We start from the raw sequence: 24,745 nt of genomic DNA, 5'->3' as shown, positions 1-24,745 counted from the left end.
CGAAGCAGCTGGATGTCTGGGCAATTATGCCTCGTTTTCGATTTTGGCAACCATCGGGACGAGATCGATCGCATGGTCTGCGATGCCGATCCCCGATTCGGCCCGCGCGAGTCCGAAACTTCATCGACGGTGGTGGTGGCGAGACAATGTGAAAGGTTCGCGGCGAGGTGATTTGTTCCTCACTTTGAAGGCGCTGCATCCCAGTCTCCCCTGTGGGAGAAGGTGGATGGGCACGAAACGCCGAGCCGAATGAGCGACCGTCCTCATGTTGCCGGGCCACTCGAGCATCACCCGAGGATGCAGCCGGGAGACCCGCGGCGGCGGCAGCTTTCGGCGAGATCATGGAACGATTTCTCAATAGTCCGTGACGTGTCTGCAGAGCGAGCCTAGGCGGCGACGCATGCGAGGCTGGCGCGGGGCTGGTCAAGAGGGCATTGTCGACATTCAGGGCAGCGGAACCGGCTCGGCTCGGCAGAGAAGCGAACTGGGCCTCTTGACACATGATCGCCTTTGGGGGGGCGGAGAGATGACCGCCTTGCGGAGATTTGAGAGGCCGGTTGTTGTCCGGGTTGGCCGCCACAGCACCGAGCGTATCGTGTTCGACGTCAATGAGGCGGCCAATATCCTGCTGCGTGATCTACATCGTCAGACCGAGAGACGGAGGGTGGCGATGGACGCCTGTCTGCAGGTATTGCGTGGTGAGGCTCATCCACCAGCTGCTCGAAGAGCTTTTGTGGCAGCCGCGCTCGAACCAAAGATCCTGCGCAGCGATTAAATGCTGGGACGATGGCTCAAGCATTTGTTCATCTTCGCGTCGGGACAGCTCTCGCGCAAACGATGGGCACGGTGTGGTTCACCCTGTTGCCGTGTTCCTTCAGGACTGGGCGCTTGTTTTCATGGACAGGCGAGCGCGCCCCAATTGGTTTCGCTACCGAGCGAAAGTGCAGGGACAAAATCCGGTTGATGAGTTCATCCCGCCAATGCTGATCTTGATAGTCTTCGTCCGCGCATCTGGCCGTTACTGAGCAAAAATCCAATGCTCACGCGAATTCTTTCACCAGAATGATCAGCGGTAAGCGAGAACGTTCCGCCATGCCAGGAGGAATTCGATACTATCCATTTGCGGTAGAAGTATCTCCGCGCCCAGCTCTGACGCGATTTGAAAAGCACCAGCCGTTGGCGGCGACCGCACAAACCGGTGCGCGCAATAATATTCCCACTGGCCGCGAACATTCGGATTTGTTTGACTTTCAAATCCGTGGCTTCGGCGGCATTGCGGACAGCGCAGACTTCCACTCGTTCCAAGGCTTAGCATGAGGTTTCGCCTCTTCGTCCCAATCCTCGCCGGTGCGACGCTACGCGAGCGGCTGCTCGCCTGCATCGGCGCCACTATTAGCATCGCGCTGACCGGCGTGATCAGCGGGCTCGCTATGGGCGGCGGCCCGCATGTGGCGCTGCTGGTGGCCCCGATGGGCGCCTCCGCCGTGCTGCTCTTTGCCGTGCCGTCGAGCCCGCTTGCGCAGCCCTGGTCGATTATCGGCGGCAATTCGATCTCTGCACTGGTCGGCGTGACAGTGGCGCATTTCGTGCCCGATCCGGTGATCGCGTCGGGCCTCGCTGTGGCGCTGGCGATCGCCACTATGTCGTTCACGCGCTGCTTGCATCCGCCGGGCGGTGCCGCGGCGCTGACTGCCGTGCTCGGCGGACCGGCCGTGGTCAGCGCCGGCTTCCTGTTCCCCGTCGTGCCGGTGGCGCTGAATTCGGCCGTACTGGTGGCGCTCGGCTTTATTTTCCACCTTCTGTCACGGCGCAACTATCCGCATGTCCATGCACCCGCCGTCAACAGCCACGGCACCGCCGATCCGCCGGCGGCAAAGCGCGTCGGCTTCCATCCCGAGGATGTCGATGCGGCACTCGCCGCTTTGGACGAAACTTTCGACATTGGCCGCGACGACCTCGAGAGGCTGCTGCGGCAGGTCGAACTGCAGGCGATGGTGCGCTCGCACCGACCGCTGCTTTGCCGGGACATCATGTCCCGCGACGTGATTTCGGTGCCGGAAACTGCCACCGCCGACGAGGCCCGAAAGCAGCTTCTCGACCACAACATCCGCACCTTGCCAGTGGTCGATGCCGAGGCAAAGCTGGTCGGCGCCGTCGGTCTGCGCGAGCTGACGCGAGCGACCGACACGGTCAAGGGGGTGACGTCGAAGGCGGGCACCGCCTCGCCCGACACGCCGGCGATGAGTCTCCTTCCCGTACTTACCGACGGTCGCAGCCATGCCGTCGTCATCGTCGATGCCGAGCAGCGCATCCTCGGCCTGATCACCCAGACCGACCTGCTGGCGGCGGCGGCGCGCCTGCAAACGGCAGACGAGCCGCCGCTCAAAGCAGTGGCATAGCGGCCATTCGAACATCGCAGGTTCAGGAACTTTTTGCCGACAGGCACATCCAATCCACGGGCGAACCCTGTTTGTAGAGATCGGGTCGCGATGAGAAAGCCCGCAATTCCTACCGTCGCGCTTACAACGGCCGATGACGCCATGGCCGTTGAAATGGCGCTGGTGCGCGGCGCTTTTGAGGGTTTGCGCAGATCGTCGTCCCAGAAGGAGAAGAACCGGCAGCGAACGTGCTGCGGGTCAGCGACGTCGTGTTCGCCAGCGCCTATTACCCGCGCACTCTCTAAATGCTCGACAAGGAGGGCTACAAGGTTGTGCTGTTGAATACGGCCGAGACGGATCCCGCACCTTGGCCGTGCGTGTCTTCCGGCCTCGATCATCGGTTTCTTCGACCGGGCATCTCCCGCCACATCTTGAGCAGATGCAGCACGCGCCGATCAACGATCCGGCGCGCCACCGACCTTAATAGCTCGGCATGGGGAATACTTCCGAAGTAAGATCGACGCAGGGCATGCGAAGATGCTCGACGCCGGGCTCTTGCCGGAGGCCGACCATAGTCTTGGGCGCTGGCTCGCGGACGCGGTGCTGGCTCAAAAATTCGCTGGCCAGTCCCGTAGCGTCCTTCGGCGCACATCTTTTTGCCACCAGGCTAGCGGCCGCAAGGGAACGTAGCTGTTGGTGCGCTCGGATTTGCCAACAATCAGTCGGCGCCTTCTTCCTGGTGCGACCTCTCTCTGACCGGGACGTCAGACTACGGCGCCAACAAAAGGCTGATCTTGGTCAATCTCATACGCGCCAATCGCCGCGCCGGATTGTGGAACCTCTCGCGGGTGGTTTCTACGACAAACACCAGGGTCATCAGATCAAGCAGGAAGTCATCGATAGCTTGGGCGAGTGTTTCTGACCTACCATCGAACTGATCCAGCAAAACGCGCGCCTTATCGATCGCATCCACGCTGGCCTCATCGATCAACGTCTCGATCCTCTGGAGACAATGCAATTTCGAAACTCCCTCAAAGCCCTTGCCAGGGTAGTTTTGCAACGAAGGTGGGCGATTTGGATTTAGCCCGACAATGGCGGTCAGGATGGTTTCTCCACATTTCCGCTGTCGAACGCGCGGGGAGGGGCCCTGGTGATCGTCGCATCAGAAAAGCCGGGGATTTCGGCTGGCGATGTCCAGGTTCGGATTGCGCGTTCAGCTTCCTCGTCGACCAGAGTTTCGCCCCGACGGGCTGCACCGCAAGATTGGCGCAAAGGGGAGGGGGAAGACGCCTCTTGCCAGTCATCGCCAAGAAAAAACCGCCGGCAGGGAACCGGCGGGCGAGGCAGGAGGAAACTTTTCGGGCCTGGAATATCAGGCGGCTAGGGCCGTTTTGGGCTCCGCCATTTCGTAGCCGAGCGCTTCGGCGACGGCGCGGTTGGTGATCTTGCCCTTGTGGACGTTGAGGCCATTGCGCAGATGATGATCGTCGAGGATCGCCTTCAGGCCTTTGTCGGCGAGCTGCAGACCGTAATGCAGCGTCGCGTTGTTCAACGCCTGGGCCGAGGTGACCGGCACGGCGCCCGGCATGTTGGCGACGCAATAGTGAATAACGCCGTCGACCTCATAGGTCGGCTCGGCATGAGTTGTGGCGTGCGAGGTCTCGAAGCAACCGCCCTGGTCGATGGCGACGTCGACCAGCACCGAGCCCTTCTTCATTCCCGACAGCATTTCGCGCGAAACGAGTTTTGGCGCGGCGGCACCCGGGATCAGCACGGCGCCGACGACGATGTCGGCCGAAAAACATTCCTCTTCCAGCGCCTCGACCGTCGAGTAGCGGGTGTGGACGCGGCCGCCGAAGATATCATCGAGCTGGCGCAGGCGCGGGATCGAGCGGTCGATGATGGTGACGTCGGCGCCGAGGCCGGCCGCCATCCGCGCGGCGTGCAGGCCGACGACGCCGCCGCCGAGCACAGTGACCTTGCCGGGCAGCACGCCGGGCACGCCGCCGAGCAGAACGCCGCGGCCGCCATTGGCCTTCTGCAGCGCGGTGGCGCCCGCCTGGATCGACAGGCGGCCCGCGACTTCCGACATCGGCGCCAGCAGCGGCAGGCCGCCGCGGTCGTCGGTGACCGTCTCGTAGGCGATGGCCGTCACGCCCGAGGCGAGCAGGCCCTTGGTCTGCTCCGGATCCGGAGCGAGATGGAGATAGGTGTAGAGGATCTGGCCGTCACGGAGGTGGACCCATTCGTTGGGCTGCGGCTCCTTGACCTTGACGATCATGTCGGACTTGGCAAACACGTCGGCGGCCGTCTTGGCGATGGTGGCGCCGGCGGCGCGATAGGCGTTGTCGTCGGCGCCGATGCCGGCGCCGGCGCCGGTCTCGACCAGCACTTCGTGGCCATGCGCGACATATTCGCGGACCGATCCCGGCGTCAGGCCGACGCGGTATTCGTGGTTCTTGATTTCCCGGGGGCAGCCGACGCGCATTCGTTCCTCCTCGAATTCTGATTTTGCGGGGTGGACCATAAAACCATAAATAACGTGGCAAGTGTTTGCGTATCCGGTTGTCGCCGGGTGTGGTAATCGCTATTCCTTGCGCCAAAGTCCGTTCTATTCGCAGGAAGCACGAACAATGTCGCTCGACAGGATCGATATCGCCATTCCCGAGACATTGCAGAAGGATGGGCGGATATTCTAACGATGCGCGCACCCGGATGCAGTCCGGCTTGAAATCGCCATTGCTATGAAAGACGGCTTGGCGAAATATTCCTGCTCGGCGTCGCCGCTCATACTGGGGAAGTGCAGGACGGCGATTTACGGCTTCGGCGGCGGTGGGGTTGCTATCACCAATAAGTCGCCTCCCAAAGCCAACGCCAGACAGTCAGAATCTCTGTGCACTTCCACTTAGCAGAAGGCGGCAGGGGCTATCTGTCCGGCTCCGCGAGGCCTGCTCACGTCGCTTTGCCGACGGCCGCGTCCATTCCCATCTCCTCGGAAATGTCGTCGAACGAAGCGTAGTTCATGTTGTAGAGACGGGCGTAGAGGCCTTTTTTTGCCATCAGCTGTTCGTGGTTGCCGCTTTCGACGATCTCGCCGTTCTGCAGCACGACGATTCGGTCGGCGCCGCGGATGGTGGCCAGGCGATGGGCAATAACCAGCCCTGTCCGGCCTTCCAGCAGTTTTATCAGCGCCTTCTGGATCAGCATCTCCGTATAGGAATCGATGCTGGCCGTGGCTTCGTCGAGCACAAGGATCTTGGCGTCGGCGACCAGCGCCCGCGCGAAACTGATCAGCTGGCGCTGGCCGAGCGAGAGATTGCCGCCACGCTGCTCGAGTTCGGTGTCGTAGCCATCGGGCAAGTTCTCGATGAAGTCGTGCGCGCCGACGGCCAGTGCGGCGCGGACCACCTCCTCGCGGCTGGCGCCGGTCTTATGATAGCGGATGTTGCGAAAACGAGAGCGGGTGATGCAGGGCTTCCGGTCGCCAGGAAGCCTGCAGCGTTTCGTCTCGATCTTCTCGGCTCTGCGCAACCTCTTCGTTCCACCTCGCTCAAAACGCTCCGCTCTCGCCACACATATTCACCGCCTGCAGGCCATGGCGGAATGGAAAGCCGTAACCGTGGTCAGCTGACAACAGCGCCGCAGCTCTCAGCGCGTTCATGGCCAGACAACGTGACATCGCCGCCGAGAGGATCGATGACCCTGCAGTGTCGATACCGGATCAATACTCCCCAGAAGTGCCGTTTGAATCTTCCCCAGTTTAGCGCCGCCGCCGGTCTCCCGGGGCGCGCTCCGGGAGACCGGCGGCGCGTCATCGCCGATATTTCTTCCGATGGTCGGGAGAGAGGTTTCGGTGGTCAAGATCGGGGAGATTGTGATGATATTGGATTTGCATCGGCAGGGCCTGTCGGTGTCGGCAATCGCCAGACAAAGCGGCATCGACCGCAAGACGGTGCGCAAGTACATCGAACGGGGTTTGGAGGCGCCCGTCTACGGGCCTCGCCAGCCGCGCGAGACGGTGATCGATCCCTTCACGGCCTATCTGCGCGAACGGGTGACGCGATATCCCGGCCTCACAAGCAAGCGGCTTTTCCGGGAGTTGAAGGAGCTCGGCTATGGCGGCGGCTATACGGCCGTCACCGACTTCCTGCGCGACGTCCGCCGGCCGCGGCGCAACGCGGCTACGAGGTCCGCTTCGAGACCCCGCCCGGCGAGCAGGCGCAGGTCGACTTCGCCCGCTTTCACGTCGTCTTCACCGACGAGCCAACGACGCCGAGGATCGTGTGGTTGTTTTCCCTCGTGCTCGGCTTCAGCCGCCTCATCTGGGCGCGCTTCGTCGTCCATCAGGATCTTCCGACGGTTTTGCGCTGCCATGCGAGCGCCTTCGAGGCGCTGGGCGGCGTTCCCCGCGAGGTGCTCTATCATCGGATGAAGACCGCCGTCATCGGCGAAGGCGAGGCTGGCGGGATCGTCTACAATCGCGCACTCGTCGACCTCGCCCGCCACTACGGCTTTCATCCGAAGGCCTGTCAGCCCCATCGCGCCAAGACGAAGGGCAAGGTCGAGCGGCCGTTTCGCTATATCCGCGAGGACTTCTTCCTGGCCCGCTCCTTCCGCAATCTCGACGACCTGAACGCGCAGCTGCGCCATTGGCTCGACACGGTGGCGAACCCGCGGGTTCACGCCACCACCAGACGTGTCGTCAACGAAGCCTTCGCCGAAGATCGGGCGGCGCTGCGGCCGCTGCCCCTGGCGCCGTTCCGATCGGTCCTGAAGCTTGAACGGCGCATCAGCAGGGAGGGGATGGTCAGCGTCGGCGGCAATTTCTACAGCGTGCCCGATGCTACAAGGCGGCGGGTCGTGGAGGTGCACACGCTCGCCGACGAGATCCGCATCTTGGAGAACGGCGTGCTGATTGCCACCCATCCCGTTCTCGATGGCCGTCATCAGCGCCACGTCCTGGCCGGTCATCGCGTTGCTCAAGCTCGCCCGCGTCGGCAAAGATCGGAATCCGGGGAGATCATCCTTCACGGCTCCGGCGACAGGGTCGTCCAGCGACCGCTGGCCTTCTACGACGCCGTTGCCAGAGCGATGGCCCGGGAGCAGCGGCCATGACCGGCGCGCTCGACACCACGCCGTCGACGATCGACCGCATCCGCCATGACCTGGTCGGTCTGAAGATGCCGCGCGCGCTGGAAGCGCTCGACCATGTCGTACGCCGTCTCGAGAAGGGCGAGATCGCCGCGCTCGAAGCCATCGACATCCTGCTTTCGGAAGAACTGACCCTGCGCGAGAACAGCCGCATCAAGACGGCGTTGCGCATGGGGCGCCTGGCCACCATCAAGACGCTCGCCGGATTCGACTTCTCCTTCCAGCCCTCGCTCGACCGCGACCGGATCTTCACGCTCGCCCAGCTCGGGTTCGTCGCCGTTGCGAAGTCGTTCACTTCCTCGGACCGCCCGGCACCGGGAAGAGCCATCTCGCCATCGCGCTGGCCGTCGAGGCCGTGAAGGCGGGAAAGAGCGTCTACTTCTGCACGCTGGCCGAACTCATCGCCGCACTGGCACGGGCCGAGCGCGAAGGCCGCCTGCAGGAGCGCATACGCTTCTTCTGCCGGCCCGCCCTCCTGGTCGTCGACGAGATCGGCTACCTCCCCGTCGTCCCCGGCGGCGGCAACCTGTTCTTCCAGCTCGTCAACGCCCGCTACGAAAGAGGCGCCATGATCCTCACCTCGAACCGCGGCTTTGCCGAATGGGGCGAGGTCTTCGGCGATCCCGTCGTCGCCACCGCGCTGCTCGACCGGCTGCTGCACCATGCCGTCGTCGTCCAGATCGAAGGCTCGAGCTACCGGCTCAGGCAGCACGCCGAACTCATGCCGGAACACCTGCGATCCAAAGCCGCCATCACGCCGCCGGCGATCAACCCGGCGCCGCGGCCGCGCGGAAGACCACCGAAAAATCCGCAACTCTCCGCGACGAGCTGAGCGGCCGAACTGGGGAAGTTTACTTCGGCACTTTTGGGGAAAATTCACGCGGCATTGACATGCAGATCGCGTCCGGGCCTTTCGAGCCCTCACGGGAGGCGAGTCGCCGCTTGCGGCCGAGCTAAGACCGCGTCTGAATGTCATTGCGAACGGTTTTGCCGAGCCGGAGGATCGGGCTCGGCCCCTGGCAGCGCTGTTGCCCACTCGGCAATAATCAATGTGAGGCAATGCGCGTCAGCGCCAAACGCGGTCCATTCAAGAGATCGTTCAAGTGGCCCGTTATTTGCTGGGTGATCTCGGATGAAGACCATCCGGCACATCCGGCTTGCGCCGGTCACAAACCAAAGGTGAGAGAAATCATGAGGGATTTTGACGTGCGAGGTAAGGCGCCCATGCCTATCGCCTTGGAAGCTGACATCACAAACGATTCTCCAGCCGAGCCGGTTCTTGAAGTTGAAGGACCGGGCCAATCATCCACTTCTGTGGTGGAGCAGACGCACTTTGAGCCGCAAGCGGCGAGCGGCGCTTCCTCCTCTCGTCGCAGGCAGCACACCAGCAGTCTCCTTTCTCTCCCACAGAACGCGCTCAGTAACATTGCCGACAGGCTCAGGCCAGTGGATGTGCTGAGCTTGGCGTCGTCGAGCCGTGAGCTGCAAACTGCCGTCCAGCAAACTCCGCTCGCTGAAATAAGGCGCCGGACGGCTAGGCGGGTTCAGGCCATCTGGAACGGATTGATCAGATATGACGTCGATAATCCCTTTGCCGCGCTGATGTATCCCGGCGTGACCGAGTCACTCGCGCCGAATTTCGATTGCCTCACCAGGGCGCAGCAGGGGCGTCTCGTCGCGTTCATCGAGGGGCAGCTTGGCCCGGAACGGAACTCGGTACTGGACGGCATCGGAGCGAACTTGGCAGGATTAATGCCCGAGCTCCAGGAGCGCCTAGTCGCGCTGGTCGAGGGGTTACAAGACCCCGAGCATCGCGGCTTGGCCTTGCAGGCCCTCGGAGGTGGCGCACCAGCAGTTGCAGCTGAGCTACAGGAGCGTCTCGTCACGGTCGCCGAGGGACTCGACGGGTACGATCGCTCTTTGGGCGTATGGGGCCTCGGACTCGGCGTGGGACGGCTCTCGCCCGAGTTTCAGGAGCGTCTCGTTGCCCTCGCCGAGCGACTTCATGAAGCTGAGGATCGCGTCTACGCCCTGCGGGGCATCACACTAGCAGGACTTCGCCCCGACCTGCAGCAGCGCCTGTTCGTCCTCGCCAACAGCATCAACGAAGCCGAGCAGCGCGTTTGGGGACTTGCGGCATTCGCACAGGAAGTGGCGTCGCTTGCGCCCGCCCTTCAGCAGGAACTTGTCCGCCTCGCGGAGGGCCTCGGAGAACAAGATCGCGCTTCGGTCCTCAGGGGTTTCGGAGCGGGCGTGGCGTCGCTTGCGCCCGCCCTTCAGCAGGAAGTTGTCCGCCTCGCGGAGCGCCTCGGAGAGCAAAATCGCGCTTCGGTCCTGAGGGATTTCGGAGCGGGCGTGGCAGGGCTTGAGCCGAACCTCCAGAAGCGTCTTGTGGCCATTGCCGAACGGCTGGCATCGGCTGCAGACCGCGCCTCGGCTTTGGAGGGCCTCGGAACCGGCATGGCTAGGCTTGCGGTTGAGGTCCAGGAGCGTCTCGTCGCGCTCGTCGAGCGGCTCGACCAGACCGAACGCGCTGCGGCTCTGCAGGCCCTCGGGGCGGATCTGGGACGGCTTGCCTCCGAGCTCCAGGAGCGTCTCCTCTCAGTTGCCGAGGGAATCCATCACCGTGCAGATCGCGTCCGGGCCTATCGAGCCCTCACGGGAGGCGTGTCGCCGCTTGCGGCCGAGCTAACACCGCGCCTGACTGCTTTTGCGAACAGTCTTGCCGACCCGGAGTATTGGGCTCGCGTCCTGGCAGCGATGCTGCCCACTCGGGAACAATCAAAGTGAGGCAATGCGCGTCAGCGCCAAACGGATCCTATCAACAAGTGGCCCGTCATTTGCTGGGTGATCTCGGACGAATACCATTCGGCAGATCCGGCTTTCGCCTGTCACAAACCAAGTGAGGGAACTCATGAGGGATTTTGACGTGCGAGGTAAGGCGAGACCCGTGCCGGCCGACAGGGACGTATCGCCGACCATCTCACTCGGCTCGACTTCGTCGTGTTCGATGAACTCGGCTATCTTCCCTTCGCCCAGGCCGGCGGGCAGTTGCTCTTCCATCTCGTCTCCAAGCTCTACGAGCGCACCAGCGTCATCATCACCACCAATCTCGCCTTCGGCGAATGGCCGAGCGTCTTCGGTGATGCCAAGATGACCACCGCGCTGCTCGATCGCCTTACGCATCATTGCGAGATCGTCGAGACCGGAAACGACTCCTGGCGCTTCAAGAGCCGCTCTCAAAGCTAAAGCCGAAAAGCCAATCAGCCGCGCCCGATCAGGCTGTGCAACCCCGACCAGCTCCGCCTGATCGGGCGCTCATCGGCGTGCCCTTCACCGCCCCAAAACCGGGGTCCCTTTTGCGCGAAAATGCGGGGTCCCGATTCCACGGTCATTGACAAGCATCGGCCGCACACGGCGCTTGATGCGCCGGTGGTCCTGCTCGATCCTGTGGTTCAAGTATCGACTTTTCCTGACCGTGATCGGTTTCAGCCAGCGCCGGGAACGATCCTGCAATCGATTTGCCGCGTCGCAGGAAGTGATGGCTTCGTGATTGGTCTGGCTGCCGTCGATGACGATGCGATCGGGCCGGCCATGGCGCTCCAGGGCTTTCCTGAAGAAGCGCTTGGCCGCCAGCAGGTCGCGATGCTCGCTGAACCAGAATTCGACCGTGTCGCCGACGCTGTCGATGGCGCGGTAGAGATACATCCACTCACAGCGAACCTTGATGTAGGTTTCGTCGACATGCCATTTGCCGGTGACGGCACGCTTGCGGCGGTTGAAGCGCTCCAGCAACCGCGGCGCGAAATGAATGACCCAGCGATGGATCGTCGAACGATCGACGCCGATGCCGCGTTAGGCCATCATTTCTTTCAAGTCGCGCAGGCTCAGATCGTAGGCCAGATACCAGCGCATCATAACAAGATGACGGACTGGTCGAACTGACGGCCTTTGAACATCTCGAACCTCGCGAAAATTGATGCAGGGTTCTCCCACGCGACCAGTTACCAAAACTTTGCAACACAACCTGGCGGCTGCCATCCAACTGCGGCAGCAGCGACGTCACGGTCCGATCGTTGCGGTAGCGCGCCAGCAGATTGTAGACTTGGCGGGTCGAGAGGCGCAGCTCGGCCGCGGCCCGGTTGATTGCCGCGCGTCTTGGCCCCGAACCGTCGAGAATCCTGTCGAGCTCGCGAGCGAGTCGACGTGCCGCCGACCATGCTTCGTCGGAATGCGACGTGCCGGGTGCGGCTTTGCGGTTGTGCAATCGGTGTGGCAAATCGAGCAGTCAGTGAAATCGTTAGCGAAAAAATCGAGGGCTGTCGTAGCGCCTAACCTAAACAATACCTGACTTTTCCCTGTTTGAAATCGGGAAGTAAAAGCGACAGCCACCGAGGTTTTGGCCCGCCTTGACGAGCGGCTGGCTCGTTCCCCCGTCCGCGACGGTTTTGTCGAGCGCCAGCACTTCGCCGACGCTGCCGGCGCGCTCTGGCTCGAAGGCGAGCTCGTCCACCTCGAGGACCTTGTCCTGCACGACGCCCACATGGACATTCGCACCCTGACCCACGAACTCACCCGCGCGCTCGCGGTGCTGCGTACCCGTCGGCGCATTTTTGTGCAGAAGCCGGACTGGGCGCTCAGTCGCGACGGTTTTGGCTCTGACCGGTCGGGACGGCGCTACGCCTGCGGCGGGACAAAAAAGCCGGGAAGGGGAGGGGGCCAGCCCCATTGAGGCTGATGGTCGGGATGACGCTGACGACGATCTTCTGGCCGAAGAATTTGCCGAGATCGATGCTGTCCTGGCACGCTCGTCAAAGATTCTCAGCGGCGCCGACGTGCCTGGTCGAAAGCATGAAACGTCACGACGTGACCAAAACGGCCTGATCTACGATCTCGACTGGAATGAAGAAGAACGGCTGGCCGAATGGCGGGATGTGATGGCCAAGACCCGCGATCTGCCGGTCGTCCTGCGCGCCGCGGTCCTGCTCGAAGCCTGGTCGGACATCGAGGTGCTGCAGCATGCCACGTGGCTCGGGGCCGCTGTTCGTCGCCGCGCTGCTGCGGCAGGAGGGTCTTACCGCCAACCATCTCGTCAGCCTGCAGCTCGGCGCCAAGAACATTCCACGAGAGCGGCGGCGGGCGCGCAATCGCTCGGATCGGTTGTTGGCTTTTGTCGATGCCATCCACGAGGCAGCGCTCGCCGGGTTGAAAGAGCATGACCGGCTGGTGATGGCGAAAAGCCAGATGGAACGGCGGCTGCGGGAGCGGCGCGTCAGTTCCAAACTTTCCGACCTGATCGAGCTGGTGCTGTCGCGGCCACTTGTCTCGACTGGGATGGTTCAGAAGGGGCTAAAAGTGACAAAACAGGGGGCGCTGAATCTGGTCGGTGAGCTTGGGCTGCGCGAGATGACGGGCAGGGGAAGGTTTCGGGCGTGGGGAATTGTGTGAGCCTCAGTCGGTCACGATAATAATTCCACCGCCTCTACGAAATTATCGAACTTGACGAACTTACGATCGGTAACCATATTGGTGACAGCAGGAGGTTGTCATCATGGCCGCTCCAAAACGCAGCAATCATAGCGGGACCGCATCCCATGCGGGAGTCGCCCTGAGTTTTACCACGAAGTTGCCGGCACAGGCCGATTTCAAAAAGGTGTTGCTCGAACGCTATCAGGAGGCGATCGCACGCAGCCGCAAGATCGGCCATCGCGTATCGTTCCGGGTAGAGGTCGATCCGGCCGCCGGCGCGCAGACGATCACGCCGGTCGAGGAACAGCCGAGCGCTTCAGATGAGATGTTTCCCGTCGAGGATACGGGCAAGGCCGACGCTGAGCTTGAAGCGGCGCTCGCCAAGGCGTGCGAACGCGGTCGCAAGCGTGTTGCCGAAATTGTGGCCGCCGAAGACATGCTAAGTGCCGAAGCTTTTGCCAAGCTGCTCGGCACGTCGCGGGTGACGGTCAACGCTAAGCGGCAGCGCGGGCAGGTGCTCGGGATCGATGGCGCCAAGCGCGGCTTCCGCTTTCCTGTCTGGCAGCTCGACAAGCATGGCCGGCCCTTCGGGGCCTTGCCGACGCTCCATGCGACGTTGGGCAATAATGCCTGGGCGGTCTATCGGTTTCTGGTGTCGCGCCATGGCGCGCTCGATGGGCGGACGGCACTCCGAGCCCTTCAGCAAGGCGATGACGGCTCGGTGTTGGCCGCGGCGGAAGGCATAGCCAGGGGCGATTTCGACTGAAGGCCCGGCGTTCCACCTCCACCCGATTTCGGGCGCGCAAAGCTCGATTCGAGACCATACTGCCGGGGCGGACATTCGGTCGGATCTACTGGAGCACCTATCCTGATCCCCTCGGATACGGGAAGTCGGCGAGCCGTTTCAGCGATCCGCGGCGTCGTGTTGCTGCCAACCGTTTTGGCGTTCTCTACCTCGGCGACTCTCTGAAGGTTTGCTTCCTCGAGACCGTGCTCCGAGATCGGCGCGAAGGACTATTCGACGACCTCCCGATAGCGGAGGTGGAACTGACCCCACGGCGCTATGCGGAGATCACGACTACGGCGGAGCTTCGCCTGATCGATCTCAGGGGCGACAATGCGGTCAGGATGGGTGTTCCCACGGACGTAGTTCGGGCGCAGCGCCAGAACTTGGCTCGCCGATGGTCGGTGGCGTTTCACGAGCACTCGTCTCGGCCCGACGGCATCATTTACCCCTCTCGCCTCAACGGCGCGACCAATCTCGCCATCTACGATCATTCCATTGCAAAGCTTCAGCCGAAGCGCATTTTGGCGCTTCTCGGAGCGCCAGGGCTAGCTCAGGTTCTGGAGGATTTCCGGATCGGCTTGGCGTAAGGAAGCAGCGTCGGTTCGCGGGGTGAGGGATCTTCGGCCTTCAAAGGCCTGCAGATCAGCAACCTCTTACAGTAGCTGTCCCTCATTGGTACGGTGTCGCGATCCATCGTTCACTCCCGAGCGCGGGTCGCACGCTCTCACTTCAGGCGATCGACCTGTTGCTCAAGACCGACCGGGCGCTCCAGAGCTTGAGGCGAAAAGTAATGTACACCCGCATTCCCACCGGGAGGGTTTTATGCCAACTTGCCCAGTGATAGTATGTCATATACTTGGGGGGCACGTTTGGAAAAGTTGTTGCTGGATCTCGAGCATTGCTACGGGATCAAGAAGCTGAAAGCCGATCTGGATTTCAGCAAGAAGAGCGCGATTGCGATCTATGCGCCGATGGTGAAATGAAGTCGTCACTAGCAAAAACGTTCCAAGACATCGCTGATGAGGAGAATAGTGGCGACCGGATCTTCAAAGACCGCATCAACAAGCGAGTAGTCACCGACGAAAAGGGGACAGCGTTACCGCCGGAAAGCGTCATGGTCGTGCTTCCTTACGAGGAAGCGTTCGGTCACAGCGAGAAGACGTCCACTTTGCTGGTGAACAGCAAGCTTCGCGAGGAGTACGAAAAACTCAACCTCGGCTTTGAAGACGCTAGGCAGCGGCTACTCGCCGCCCTGAAACATCACACAGGCTCGAAGAAAGACTTGGGACGCGAGATATCTTCGACCTTCACGCAGGGCGAGGACCAATTCTACAAGGCTCTTTTGCGCGTTCAGGACGAACTCTTGAAGCAGAAGACCGCGCCGTTGACTACGGTCAGATATGACGTCATTTTTGATGACAACGTTTTAGCCTTGCTGGACAACGCAGATTTTAAGGCTAGCATCGAAAATTACATCAAACAGTACAATCAACTAATCGGAAAATCGACGTATTTCAGGAAGGGGAGGTTCACTTACTGTAATGCTTCGGAAATCGCGAAAAACTTAGCTGACAACGGGTTTTTCAAGGCCAAGCACTCTATCAATCTTAACTCAGGGGCGAAGCTGGAGATCACGACCGAGAAGCAGCTGAAGGAGCTGGTGGAAAAGGAAAAGGAGGCGATCAGCAACGATCCAGACCTGCGCAAGAAGTTCGCCGCCGTTGAAAAGCTGATCACCAAAAACGTCAACGTCCGGCAGTTTGAGACCTACCTGACCGACAACGAGGACCTGCTACCCCACTTGGCAAACATGCCGGCGTTCAAGGAAGAGGTCTGGAAGAGTTACCTGTTCGCGTTCCTGGATCTCTACAAGGACGTCATCGAAAGGTACCAGGCTGCGGAGAAGCGCCGCGGCGAGATTGAAGCAGAGGCTGCAAAAGAACGGACGCAGTGGGCGGACGTGATCGAGATATTCAACGACCGCTTCTTCGTGCCGTTCAAGCTGGTGCCTAAGAATTTCAGGGAGGTGGTACTCGGCCAGGAACCAATCCTCAGCGTCGGTTTCACATTTGAGGATGGGGCGGACACTGCGTCGGTAGAGCACGCCGATTTGTTGGCTACGCTCAGCACGGGCGAGAAAAAGGCACTCTACATCCTAAATATCATTTTCGATATCTGGAGTGCCTGCGAACCGGAACGGAATTGGACAGCGGCGGCTGATCGCTACCAACCGCTAGATCACACCACACAAAGCCCACATCCTGGGACTGCATGAAGCCCCATCTTATGCAGCGTCCTTTGCTTAGGCGCGGAACCATACGGAGCGATACGGGAAGACTTCTGATTTTGGCCCGCCAAGACAATGAAATCAAAGCTCTTGATACATCCGGCGACTTTTTTTGAGTACTAGGTAAGCCTGCAAATGGGTGCTTCTCCATGAAGGGTGCCGCTTCATCCGCGGCGTCCGCCGGTACGCCTGAAAGTGGTGGACGGTACCACAGATACGTCGGGGAGGCATCAGGTCTGAGAGGCGGCTTGTACGGTCGGGTCGGCTTCCTCTTCGAGAACGTCGTCGAAGGACGAGTAGTTCAGATTGTAGAGTTTGGAATAGAGCCCACCCATAGCCATCAGTTTGTCGTGGTTACCGGTTTCACTAATTTGGCCATTCTGAAGTACGATGATTCGATCGGCACCGCGGATTGTGGCGAGCCGGTGAGCGATGACAAGCCCAGTGCGCCCTTCCAGGAGTTTTGTCAGAGCCTTCTGGATCAGCATTTCCGTGTAGCTGTCGATGTTGGCGGTGGCCTCGTCAAGAACTAGGATCTTGGCATCGGCAACGAGAGCGCGGGCGAAACTGACAAGCTGACGCTGGCCGAGAGAAAGGTTGCCGCCGCGTTCGCCGAGCTGGGTATCATACCCGTCGGCAAGGCTCATGATGAAGTCGTGGGCGCCCACCACCTTGGCGGCCTCGATCACTTTGTCCCGCGTGGCTTCCCTCTTGTGGTAGCGGATGTTCTCGAAGACCGTCCCGGTGAACAGAAACGGCTCCTGCAGCACCATGGCGATCTGGAGCCCGAGCGATTCCTGGGTGAGATCGCGCACATCATGTCCGCCGACCAGCACTTGGCCTTGCTGAACATCATAAAAGCGGTGGACGAGGGCCATCGCGCTCGATTTGCCAGAGCCGGTCGGCCCGACCAGGGCGACCGTCTCGCCGGGATTGACGCCGAAGGAGACGTTTTTCAGCACCGGATTTTTGGGATCGTAGCCGAACGTGACGTTCCTGAACTCGACCGAGCCGTCCATTTCGGGCGCAAGGACCTTGGCATCCGGTTTGTCCTGGATCTCGATCCTGACGTCGAGCACATCGGTCAGGCGCTTGCCGGAGGCCATGGCGCGCTGCATGACGGAATATTGCAGAGTAAGTGAGCGAATTGGGTCAAAGAAGCGTTGGATATAGAGTATGTAGGCAACCAATACCCCCACATCGACACGGCCATTCACGATCATGGAGCCGCCGACCACAATGACGACGGCCATCGCGAGACCCGTGAGGCCATCAACGATCGGCACCATGACCTGTGCATACCTGGCAGCGACCAGGTGTGTCCTGAGGTCGGCATGTGCCTTGTCGTCATACAGCAGGAAGTTTACCTGCTGGCGGTCCATGGACTGGACGGTGCGCACGCCGTGAATGGCTTCGGCCAACGCGCCGTTGACGACTGAGTTGGTCTCGTGTGCAGCCATGAAGGCCTCGCGGGCACGCGGCAGCCAGACGATGCGGATCATCAACAGGGCCGGCAAGATCGAGAGCGTGAGAAAGCCCAGGCTGAAGTTGACGTACAGCATTACGAAAACGATGCCGAAGAGAAGCGCGATATCGCCTACGGAGTAGATCGAGCTTTCGAGGAATTCGTGTATAGAGTTGACGTCGCCTTGAAGGCGGGACATCAGTCGTCCGACCTCGGTCTTGTCCATGAAGGAGAGCGACACCTTCTGCAGATGGGCAAACATGGCGCGCCGGATGTCGAAGAGGACGTTCTCGGCCATTTTCCCCACCACGGTTTCCTGCGCGTAGGCGGCGCCGAAGTTAACCAGAATGGTGAGCGCAAACGCGCCGGCGGCCGCGAGAACGGCCGAGCGATCAACACCTCCCGGAGTTGTGGCGTGATCGATCGCGTGGCGGATGATCAGCGGGATGAGAAGCTGCGTGCCGGTGAAAACCAGCAATGCGGCAACCGAGACGACTGCCATGGCTCGGTAGGGACGAACGAAGGCCCAGATGCGCCGGATGATTTTCTTGTCGAAAGCCCGGCCGAACATCTCCTCCTCGACGCGGTGGGAGCCGACGACCGCGCGCGGGGGGCGCCTGCCGCTGTCATTGGGTTCGGTTTCGATTTCGCTGGCGTGCACCTTGGCCATCAGGGCGCGCCTCTGGACGTGGTCGCAATGTGATCTTCCGGGCGCAACTGAAGATCATGAAGGGCCTTATAGCGCCCCCGCTTGGCCAAAAGCTCCTGATGGGTGCCGCATTCCACGATCTCGCCATTGTCGACAAACAGGATACGGTCGGCGTGCTTGAGCGAACTGAGCCGGTGGGCGATGATGATCGTCACCCTATCCTGGGCGAAACGTCGTATCGCCGCGCGGATGCGCTGCTCGGTGGCGGCGTCGATCGAGGCCGTTGAGTCGTCGAAAATGACGATTGATGGGCGCAACATCATCGTGCGAGCTATGGTGAGACGCTGGCGCTGGCCGCCAGAGAGAGAGGCGCCACGTTCGCCGACGACCGTCTTGTAGCCCGCGGGGAGGCCAAGAATGTAATTGTGTAACTGGGCGGATTCGCTAGCGCGCGCAATCCGCGGGTCCTTCGCCCAGGGATCGCCATAGGCGATGTTGTTCTCGATCGTGGTAGTGAACAGGAATGCATCCTGTTGTACGACGGCGACCGCCTGGCGAAGCGTGGCGAGGGTAACCTCGCGGATGTCCTGCCCGTCAAGCATGATGGCGCCACCAGTGACATCGTAAAAGCGGGGGATCAGGTGAGCCATTGTCGATTTTCCCGAACCCGGCGGACCCACGATCGCGATCGTCTCGCCCCTACGGGCGCTAAAGGTGATATTCTTCAAAATGGCGCGGTTTCCGGTGCCGGGATATGCAAACGAGACATTGTCGAAGCGCAGAGTGCCTTCACCGATCTCAAGCGGTCTGGCGGTGGAAGCATCCCTGATCGTAATGTCCTGGTCGAGCAGACCGAAGAGGCGCGAACCGCAAGTGTAGGCGCGGGCGAAGCCGTTGACCATCAGACCGATCTGGCGGACGGGCATTTGAAGGATCGTCATGAAGGCCAGGAACATCGTGAGCGTCCCAACGCTGAACTGGCCGGCGATGACCTTGTTGCAACCGATCCAGAGGACCAACCCCATGGCGAAAAAGAAGGCCAGGGTCATTGCCGACGTATTGGGCACGTGGACATCAACCTGCTCGTGGGCGAGTTCGAGCGCGTTTTTCGAGGCGCGGTCGAACTTTACCATTTCATAAGCTTGTGCCGAAAACGCCCGGACAACGCGGATCCCCGCGAGATTTTCCTCCATCACCCGGCCTAGGACGGAAAGCCGCTCCTGCAGGTCAAGCCAGATGACGCGTAGCTTAAGCTGCGTGACCGACGATCTCCAGGCCACGAAAGGCACGAAGCTTAGCGCGATGAGACCGAGCACCGGGTCGGTTGAGATCATCATGTAGGCGCCGATCCCGATCAGCATGGTGAGCAGAAGCAAGCGAACCAGGGCGGTGGAAAAATACATCCGCACGCCGTCGAGATCGAGGATGCCGAGAGTAATCAGGTCGCCTGAATGCACCCGGTCGTGAAAGGAAAAGTTGAGGCGCTGGACCTTGTCGTAACAAGCCAGCCGCAGTTCATACGCGACGTGATGCCCGACGGCTTCGGCAAAATAGTTTTGCGCCATCGTGAAGATGCCGCGCAGCGTACTCGCGGCGAGAAGCAGGAGAGCCAGAGTCAATAGCGCTTGTGCTGCATCCGTCCCAGTGACACTACTCCCGATTGCCGCCTGGGTCTGGTCGACAGCCCTGCCGAGAAGCCGGGGTATTAGCAACTGCAGGATCACGGCTATGATCGTCGCACTGATAGCAAGCGCGACCTGCCACGGGTGCCTCAAATTCATGCGCGTAATGCGCAGCAGAGTGCTCAAGCCTCGGCCCCACCCCGCCGCTTTCACATGCCCGGACGATTTGAGAGAGGTCATGCCAACAGCATCTCTGCTCACGGTGTGTTCCCGACTGAATTTTGCGCCTTCGGAAGCAAGCCGGTCGACTTACATCAAAGGCGCCCTCCAAGTTGATCCTGACCACTATCGGCTCAAGACGCTGACCCGGCGAGCTGCGCCACGGCTTCGCTCGCTGGCATGTCGACCACCGTGATTCCGCTTGCCGCAAGGAAACGGGCTTCGTTTCTGGTCAGCGCTTGCCCATCCATGATCGCGTAACGTGGGCCTTCTGAGCGCTTCATGATCTGCCTGGCGTAAGTACGCAGCATCTGATCGTTGAAGCGGCAGCCGACGAAGAAAAAGCCCCGATTGGTGCGCCGTTGCTTCACCAGATCAGGGATAGGTGTCTGGATATCGATTTCAGTCAGGGCTTCGACATAGTCGGAATCGGCGATGAGAAAATTGGCAGCCGGCCTGATACTGCCATGAGGGGTATAGAGAACCGTCGTTGTCGCTGCTGCGGCGTCGAGTTCCCTTCCGGACAAGTCGTAAGTTCTGGTCCAAATGTTACCGACTTCATTCGCCCGCGTGACGCCTTGAATCTCGATGACGTCGGTTCGGCCGGCCTCTGCTAGCGACGCGCGCATGGCGCCTTCGTACCAGCTGTCGATGATGAGGGAGAGGGGGAGTCTTGCGAGCCAGGCGTGGAGGAGGTTCGGCGCGGCCGGCTCCGCGAATATATCAGTCATCCAAGCTTGAAGCGTGCGGCGGTGCCGGCGCTGTTCGATGAACTGCGCGACTGACCACATATTGGTGCGGATCTTCGAGGGGGCTGGCGCGCGCGTGTTGAGTGCCGCGGCAACTGCTTCGGGGGTACACGGTACAGGCGGCTCCGCAGAGCCGAGCCGGAGGAGACCCGGACCGAGATAAGGGATCACCTGATCGGAGACGAGCGCTTGTCTTGCCAGCTCAAGCAGCTTTCTGGCAAAACTGTCCCGGACGACGACGAGGTGGCCCGAGGTCGGGGTCGTGTTCATGCTCGTTTCCTCTCGATGCCTCTCATAAGGGGCAGCATTAGTCCTCGTCGGAAAGCTTCCTTGCCTCGACGGTGATCGGCAGACGCGTATGTGGCGGAAGATCGGGTAAGAGGAGCCGCCAGCCGTTCCTGAGCGTTACGACCCCGCCCCACAGATCTTGGTTCTCGAATTTGATAATCGGCTCTTCGAGATCCTTCTTGGGGACATACGCTGACAACCCGGCATCGGTCCTGCGGATCATTACTTTCATCCGGACGTTCCTTGTTTCGCGTTTTCTTCGGCACTGCAGGGAGCGTCGGCTTTGTCGAGGCTCATCAATTCACGCGCTCGCATGCCAACGACGGTGCCACGGTCGATCCATTCGACCGCATAGATGAAGAACTGCTGTAGAAAGGTGCCAATGTCCCGCACATAGCCCTCTTCACCCTTGCGCACGAGATTTTCGCCGATCTCCCTGCCAGGATAGGTGCCGTCATTCTTTATGTGACGGATGGCACGGACCCGCTCTCCCGGCCTAAATCGGGGAGGCCTGTGGATTTCGACCTCCTGTTCGCGTGCGAGCCACATGGCGGTTCCTTGTTTCTTTGAGGCTACAGTTGTTGATGTTCGCAGGCTCCCGGAGGCAGCCGCTATGCGGTAGCCTGATTGGGGTCAGGCAGGAACGCAGGTCTTCGGCACCGGACATACCGAGGCACATTGCTGCGTCTCGAAGGCTCCCTCACATTCGGTGCACTTCTGCGGCTCGACCACGTAGCTCTCGCCTTTGAACTTGATCGCACCAGACGGGCATTCGAATTCGCAGGCGCCACATTGCGTGCATTGGGATGCGATGATCTTGAAAGCCATTTTGACTCCTGGTTCGAGTGGAATGAGACGGCTCAGGCGGTCGCCGTGAGTGCCGGGACGCCAGACTCGGCGGCGTAAATGGCGCCGATTGCCGTCTCAATGTAGTCATGACCGTAAGCGTCGGTCGCTCGGATACCGGCGTCCGCGAGCTGATCCTTGGGGCAATTTCCAATCTTGGCGCAAAGCACGAAGTCTATGCCTTCCAGCGCAGCGATGACGCCGTCGAGAGTGGCATTCTCGCCCCAACCGCCAAGGCAATACTGCTCAACCTTGCGGTGCCCGACAAAGTTGATCCCTGTCGGCGAGGCTTCATACACTTGGAATTCTTTGGTATGGCCGAAGTGTTCGTTGACGCGGCCGCCGCCCTTAGTCGCCACCGCGACGAGGAGGGACTTGCCGGAGCTCGCTGTCTTGACCATTCCGATCGCTTCGCTCCTGGCCGCCAGGTGATCGCGACGCTCGTCCGCGACCAGCTCCCGATAGGTTTCGCGCTTGCTGGCATCGTATGTGAGCTCCCTGGGAATCTGATCGAGTGTGAATTCCTGGCCACGATCCTCGCCCAGCAGGCCGACGGCATCTGCCCGGCACTGCCGGCAGTGGCGCATCAACTTGGCGCCGCCTTCAAGACGATCCTGAAGAGCCTTCATCTCCATTGCATTTGGGCCGCGCTGCCCGGTCAGTCCGTAGTGCGTGCCGTGCGCCGGGTCCGAGATCAGAGGCATGACGTTGTGCAGGAACGCGCCTCGTTGCTTGACCCACTTGTTCACCTCAATCAGGTGCTGATCGTTCACGCCAGGGATCATCACCGAATTGATTTTTGTGAGGATGCCGCGCGCGCTCAGCATCTCTAATCCCAGCATCTGCCGCTCGTGCAAAATCCTGGCGGCTTGTGAGCCGACGTAGCGGCGATGGTCGTGAAAGATCCAGGGATAGATCTTTGCGCCGACTTCCGGATCGACCATGTTGATGGTGATCGTCACGTGATCGACATTCATTTCGGCAAGCTCGTCGACGTGGTCTGGCAGCGCGAGCCCGTTGGTAGAGACGCACAGCTTTATGTCGGGGATTTGCCTGGCGACGCGTTCGAACGTTGCCTTCGTCTTCTCCCAGTCGTAACAGGCATCGCCCGGTCCGGCGATGCCAAGCACGGAAAGCTGCGGTACTTCGTTGGCGACCGCGATCACCTTGCGTACCGCCTGGTCGGGCGTCAGCTTTTCCGACACTACCCCGGGCCGGCTTTCGTTGGCGCAGTCATATTTGCGATTGCAGTAGTTGCACTGGACATTGCAGGCCGGTGCGACCGCGACGTGCATGCGCGCGAAATAGTGATGCGCCTCTTCTGAAAAGCACGGGTGATCCTTGATTTTGTCCCAGACAGCCGGATCAACATCGCTGGGCCTTGTCGACGAGCCGCAGGAGGAAGATGCGCAGCCACCCGAATCCGCGCTCGCCAGCAGCTGGTCGGAGAACCTGCCGGTCAGGCTCTCAACCGAAATTACCGGTGCGGACATTGAACGGCTCCGTTGCGGGTTAACGTCGCCGTTCAAAGCGCAAGCGCAATGCCAAACTCAAAAGGTGGCGCTAGATCACGAATTGGCTTTCGCGTCTGATATCGTGGGGTTGCCCCGACATGACTTTGTCGGACCTCCGACAGTGGCTACGCACACAACGTGAGGAAGACGACTCCGGCGGACATGATTCCGAGAGAGAAAGTCGACCCTTTCACCCGTGATCGCCTCGGCACAACGTGCTCGACCGGTCTGCGACGAAGATGTCGGTCTCGGCGACGGCAAACTCGCCCGTGGTGAAGTTATCGCGCGATACTCGCGTCGGCATGGTTCGGATAAGGATTAGTCAGTGCGCCCCCCTACGCTTGTCAAGACGCTGGAAAGGGCCCCGGTGGCGTCACCGCGATGAAGGCGTGACGATCGTCGCACGCTCGCGTAGATTTGGCTCGGGCTCCGACAGGTTCTCGCGAACCTGGCGCATAGTCTTGTTCTCAGGTCACGAGCACGCTAGAATTTCTTCACCTCGATATTGTGTCGGCGCAGAGCGTATCCGACCTGCCGCGGCGTGACGCCGAGGATACGAGCGGCCTTGGCCTGAACCCAGCCGACCTTCTCCATCGCTTCGAGCAGCCGGTCGCGTTCCGTCAGGCGCGGGCCTATTGCAGGAAAAGCGGGATCGTTTGGAGCGTCGGCCGTATGAGGCAATACGCTGTCCTGTGGGTCGCGGAAGCGCCCGGCCGGCATCCGCGATCCAACGGGCGTAATGTTGCTTCGAGCCCGCTCGTCGCCGGTATTGCCGCCGTGCGAACGATCAGCTCTTTTCCAGAGGAGCCAAGACAGGCATTGGTTATTGTAGCAGGCAAAATCCGACGGAGCGATTGTCCTTGAACGCGCTAGCGTCGCCGTCCTTTGCACACAGTTCTCCAACTCGCGGACGTTGCCGGGGAAATAGCATTGCGAGATCAGCTCCAGCGCCGACGGCGCGAAGGCGAGTTCGCGATGGTTGTCCTTGTTAAATCGGTCTAGGAACGCGTTCGCAAGGCGCGGAATATCCCCGGGTCGCTCTCGAAGCGGAGGCAGGATGATTGGCATCACATTGATGCGAAAATAAAGGTCGGCCCTGAAATTCCCGTTTACAGCAGCCGTCTCAAGGTCCCTGTTGGTGGCGCATATGGGCGGACATCCACCTGTAGCGTCTTGGTGCCGCCGACACGCTCTAGAGCACGTCCTGTGATCGATGAATCGATTGTGATGTGACAGCTGCGTCTTGTGCTGATTCAACATCCACCTCGATGGAGGTGGACGATGGGAAGAGCATTGAGCGGGGATCTTCGATCGCGGGTTT

18 protein-coding genes and 10 pseudogenes are annotated in these 24,745 nt (G+C 60.8%); 15 read left to right on the top strand and 13 right to left on the bottom strand.

The window, feature by feature from the left end:
• Positions 1-526: 526 nt before the first annotated feature.
• From EN807_RS30715 to EN807_RS36985, 4 genes and pseudogenes are all read left to right on the top strand, one after another.
• Complete coding sequence (locus tag EN807_RS30715; protein WP_127209495.1) at positions 527-775, top strand: DUF982 domain-containing protein; 249 nt, start codon at positions 527-529, stop codon at positions 773-775.
• Between the two features lie 287 nt (positions 776-1,062).
• The gene (locus tag EN807_RS36105; protein WP_127209494.1) at positions 1,063-1,317 is read left to right on the top strand and encodes a hypothetical protein; all 255 of its coding nucleotides are present in this window, start codon (positions 1,063-1,065) and stop codon (positions 1,315-1,317) included.
• The gene (locus EN807_RS30710) at positions 1,314-2,399 is read left to right on the top strand and encodes an HPP family protein (protein WP_128174456.1); all 1,086 of its coding nucleotides are present in this window, start codon (positions 1,314-1,316) and stop codon (positions 2,397-2,399) included. The genes EN807_RS36105 and EN807_RS30710 overlap by 4 nt, the downstream gene beginning before the upstream one ends.
• Before the next feature lie 182 nt (positions 2,400-2,581).
• Positions 2,582-2,680, top strand: a pseudogene (locus EN807_RS36985) (dimethylarginine dimethylaminohydrolase); the annotation flags it as partial.
• A 467-nt stretch (positions 2,681-3,147) separates the two neighbouring features.
• Here the strand turns inward: EN807_RS36985 and EN807_RS30695 are convergent.
• The 3 genes and pseudogenes from EN807_RS30695 to EN807_RS30685 form a co-directional block, all read right to left on the bottom strand.
• Positions 3,148-3,369: a hypothetical protein gene (locus tag EN807_RS30695; RefSeq protein WP_245485680.1), complete on the bottom strand. Its 222-nt coding sequence runs from the start codon at positions 3,367-3,369 to the stop codon at positions 3,148-3,150.
• A gap of 381 nt (positions 3,370-3,750) precedes the next feature.
• A complete protein-coding gene (gene ald / locus EN807_RS30690) occupies positions 3,751-4,866 on the bottom strand; it encodes an alanine dehydrogenase (protein ID WP_135937791.1) in 1,116 nt (371 codons plus the stop codon).
• A gap of 464 nt (positions 4,867-5,330) precedes the next feature.
• Positions 5,331-5,825 (bottom strand): annotated as a pseudogene (locus tag EN807_RS30685) (ATP-binding cassette domain-containing protein); the annotation flags it as partial.
• Between EN807_RS30685 and EN807_RS30680 the strand changes: the two are divergent.
• The 5 genes and pseudogenes from EN807_RS30680 to EN807_RS30660 all read left to right on the top strand — a co-directional run.
• Positions 5,824-6,009: pseudogene (locus tag EN807_RS30680) on the top strand (IS6 family transposase); the annotation flags it as partial. The pseudogenes EN807_RS30685 and EN807_RS30680 sit on opposite strands and share 2 nt — an antisense overlap.
• 201 nt (positions 6,010-6,210) lie before the next feature.
• Positions 6,211-7,493: pseudogene (gene istA / locus EN807_RS30675) on the top strand (IS21 family transposase).
• A pseudogene (gene istB, locus EN807_RS30670) lies at positions 7,490-8,361 on the top strand (IS21-like element helper ATPase IstB). Before istA ends, istB begins: the two co-directional pseudogenes overlap by 4 nt.
• Before the next feature lie 227 nt (positions 8,362-8,588).
• A complete protein-coding gene (locus tag EN807_RS30665) occupies positions 8,589-10,319 on the top strand; it encodes a hypothetical protein (protein ID WP_135937790.1) in 1,731 nt (576 codons plus the stop codon).
• Positions 10,320-10,478: 159 nt separating this feature from the next.
• Positions 10,479-10,778, top strand: a pseudogene (locus EN807_RS30660) (ATP-binding protein); the annotation flags it as partial.
• Positions 10,779-10,928: 150 nt separating this feature from the next.
• Here EN807_RS30660 and EN807_RS30655 read toward each other — a convergent pair.
• A pseudogene (locus EN807_RS30655) lies at positions 10,929-11,488 on the bottom strand (IS6 family transposase); the annotation flags it as partial.
• Between the two features lie 80 nt (positions 11,489-11,568).
• Positions 11,569-11,808 (bottom strand): annotated as a pseudogene (locus tag EN807_RS36980) (transposase); the annotation flags it as partial.
• A 120-nt stretch (positions 11,809-11,928) separates the two neighbouring features.
• Between EN807_RS36980 and EN807_RS36975 the strand changes: the two are divergent.
• The 6 genes and pseudogenes from EN807_RS36975 to EN807_RS30625 all read left to right on the top strand — a co-directional run bounded on the left by EN807_RS36975 (position 11,929) and on the right by EN807_RS30625 (position 16,060).
• A complete protein-coding gene (locus tag EN807_RS36975; protein ID WP_246684461.1) occupies positions 11,929-12,261 on the top strand; it encodes a hypothetical protein in 333 nt (110 codons plus the stop codon).
• Positions 12,262-12,466: 205 nt separating this feature from the next.
• Positions 12,467-12,511 (top strand): annotated as a pseudogene (locus EN807_RS36970) (hypothetical protein); the annotation flags it as partial.
• Positions 12,512-12,548: 37 nt separating this feature from the next.
• Positions 12,549-12,977: a helix-turn-helix domain-containing protein gene (locus EN807_RS36965; RefSeq protein ID WP_246684460.1), complete on the top strand. Its 429-nt coding sequence runs from the start codon at positions 12,549-12,551 to the stop codon at positions 12,975-12,977.
• Positions 12,978-13,080: 103 nt separating this feature from the next.
• A complete protein-coding gene (locus EN807_RS30635; protein ID WP_135937788.1) occupies positions 13,081-13,764 on the top strand; it encodes an XRE family transcriptional regulator in 684 nt (227 codons plus the stop codon).
• A complete protein-coding gene (locus EN807_RS30630) occupies positions 13,761-14,372 on the top strand; it encodes an RES family NAD+ phosphorylase (protein WP_348640280.1) in 612 nt (203 codons plus the stop codon). Before EN807_RS30635 ends, EN807_RS30630 begins: the two co-directional genes overlap by 4 nt.
• Before the next feature lie 392 nt (positions 14,373-14,764).
• A complete protein-coding gene (locus EN807_RS30625; protein WP_135937787.1) occupies positions 14,765-16,060 on the top strand; it encodes a hypothetical protein in 1,296 nt (431 codons plus the stop codon).
• A gap of 242 nt (positions 16,061-16,302) precedes the next feature.
• Here EN807_RS30625 and EN807_RS30620 read toward each other — a convergent pair whose 3' ends face one another.
• The 8 genes and pseudogenes from EN807_RS30620 to EN807_RS30585 all read right to left on the bottom strand — a co-directional run.
• Positions 16,303-18,207, bottom strand: coding sequence for an ABC transporter ATP-binding protein (locus EN807_RS30620; RefSeq protein WP_128248125.1), 1,905 nt, complete (start codon positions 18,205-18,207; stop codon positions 16,303-16,305).
• The gene (locus EN807_RS30615; protein WP_189522626.1) at positions 18,207-20,048 is read right to left on the bottom strand and encodes an ABC transporter ATP-binding protein; all 1,842 of its coding nucleotides are present in this window, start codon (positions 20,046-20,048) and stop codon (positions 18,207-18,209) included. The genes EN807_RS30620 and EN807_RS30615 overlap by 1 nt, the downstream gene beginning before the upstream one ends.
• A gap of 113 nt (positions 20,049-20,161) precedes the next feature.
• A complete protein-coding gene (locus tag EN807_RS30610) occupies positions 20,162-21,046 on the bottom strand; it encodes an SIR2 family protein (RefSeq protein WP_127207974.1) in 885 nt (294 codons plus the stop codon).
• Between the two features lie 37 nt (positions 21,047-21,083).
• Positions 21,084-21,296 carry a putative nitrogen fixation protein NifT gene (nifT, locus tag EN807_RS30605; protein WP_123150881.1) on the bottom strand — a complete coding sequence of 71 codons (213 nt, stop codon included), beginning with the start codon at positions 21,294-21,296 and terminating at the stop codon, positions 21,084-21,086.
• Positions 21,293-21,613 carry a nitrogen fixation protein NifZ gene (locus EN807_RS30600; protein WP_127207975.1) on the bottom strand — a complete coding sequence of 107 codons (321 nt, stop codon included), beginning with the start codon at positions 21,611-21,613 and terminating at the stop codon, positions 21,293-21,295. Before EN807_RS30600 ends, nifT begins: the two co-directional genes overlap by 4 nt.
• Positions 21,614-21,697: 84 nt before the next feature.
• On the bottom strand, positions 21,698-21,892 hold the full coding sequence (locus EN807_RS30595) for a 4Fe-4S dicluster domain-containing protein (RefSeq protein WP_127207976.1): 195 nt from the start codon (positions 21,890-21,892) through the stop codon (positions 21,698-21,700).
• A 32-nt stretch (positions 21,893-21,924) separates the two neighbouring features.
• Complete coding sequence (gene nifB, locus EN807_RS30590) at positions 21,925-23,403, bottom strand: nitrogenase cofactor biosynthesis protein NifB (protein ID WP_128176697.1); 1,479 nt, start codon at positions 23,401-23,403, stop codon at positions 21,925-21,927.
• Between the two features lie 504 nt (positions 23,404-23,907).
• Positions 23,908-24,620, bottom strand: a pseudogene (locus tag EN807_RS30585) (sigma 54-interacting transcriptional regulator); the annotation flags it as partial.
• Between the last annotated feature and the right edge of the window lie 125 nt (positions 24,621-24,745).

This window comes from Mesorhizobium sp. M5C.F.Ca.ET.164.01.1.1 (assembly GCF_004792125.1).
In the GTDB taxonomy this organism is placed as follows: Bacteria; Pseudomonadota; Alphaproteobacteria; order Rhizobiales; family Rhizobiaceae; genus Mesorhizobium; species Mesorhizobium wenxiniae.
This window is presented reverse-complemented; position numbering and strand designations above follow the sequence as displayed.

Bases quoted from the DNA above. Each gene is read 5' to 3' on its own strand.
- EN807_RS30715 (WP_127209495.1), top strand. From the start codon at position 527: ATGACCGCCTTGCGGAGATTTGAGAGGCCGGTTGTTGTCCGGGTTGGC.
- EN807_RS36105 (WP_127209494.1), top strand. From the start codon at position 1,063: ATGATCAGCGGTAAGCGAGAACGTTCCGCCATGCCAGGAGGAATTCGA.
- EN807_RS30710 (WP_128174456.1), top strand. From the start codon at position 1,314: ATGAGGTTTCGCCTCTTCGTCCCAATCCTCGCCGGTGCGACGCTACGC.
- ald (WP_135937791.1), bottom strand. From the start codon at position 4,866: ATGCGCGTCGGCTGCCCCCGGGAAATCAAGAACCACGAATACCGCGTC.
- EN807_RS30665 (WP_135937790.1), top strand. From the start codon at position 8,589: ATGCGCGTCAGCGCCAAACGCGGTCCATTCAAGAGATCGTTCAAGTGG.
- EN807_RS36965 (WP_246684460.1), top strand. From the start codon at position 12,549: ATGCCACGTGGCTCGGGGCCGCTGTTCGTCGCCGCGCTGCTGCGGCAG.
- EN807_RS30635 (WP_135937788.1), top strand. From the start codon at position 13,081: ATGGCCGCTCCAAAACGCAGCAATCATAGCGGGACCGCATCCCATGCG.
- EN807_RS30625 (WP_135937787.1), top strand. From the start codon at position 14,765: ATGAAGTCGTCACTAGCAAAAACGTTCCAAGACATCGCTGATGAGGAG.
- EN807_RS30620 (WP_128248125.1), bottom strand. From the start codon at position 18,207: ATGGCCAAGGTGCACGCCAGCGAAATCGAAACCGAACCCAATGACAGC.
- EN807_RS30615 (WP_189522626.1), bottom strand. From the start codon at position 20,048: ATGACCTCTCTCAAATCGTCCGGGCATGTGAAAGCGGCGGGGTGGGGC.
- EN807_RS30610 (WP_127207974.1), bottom strand. From the start codon at position 21,046: ATGAACACGACCCCGACCTCGGGCCACCTCGTCGTCGTCCGGGACAGT.
- nifT (WP_123150881.1), bottom strand. From the start codon at position 21,296: ATGAAAGTAATGATCCGCAGGACCGATGCCGGGTTGTCAGCGTATGTC.
- EN807_RS30600 (WP_127207975.1), bottom strand. From the start codon at position 21,613: ATGTGGCTCGCACGCGAACAGGAGGTCGAAATCCACAGGCCTCCCCGA.
- EN807_RS30595 (WP_127207976.1), bottom strand. From the start codon at position 21,892: ATGGCTTTCAAGATCATCGCATCCCAATGCACGCAATGTGGCGCCTGC.
- nifB (WP_128176697.1), bottom strand. From the start codon at position 23,403: ATGTCCGCACCGGTAATTTCGGTTGAGAGCCTGACCGGCAGGTTCTCC.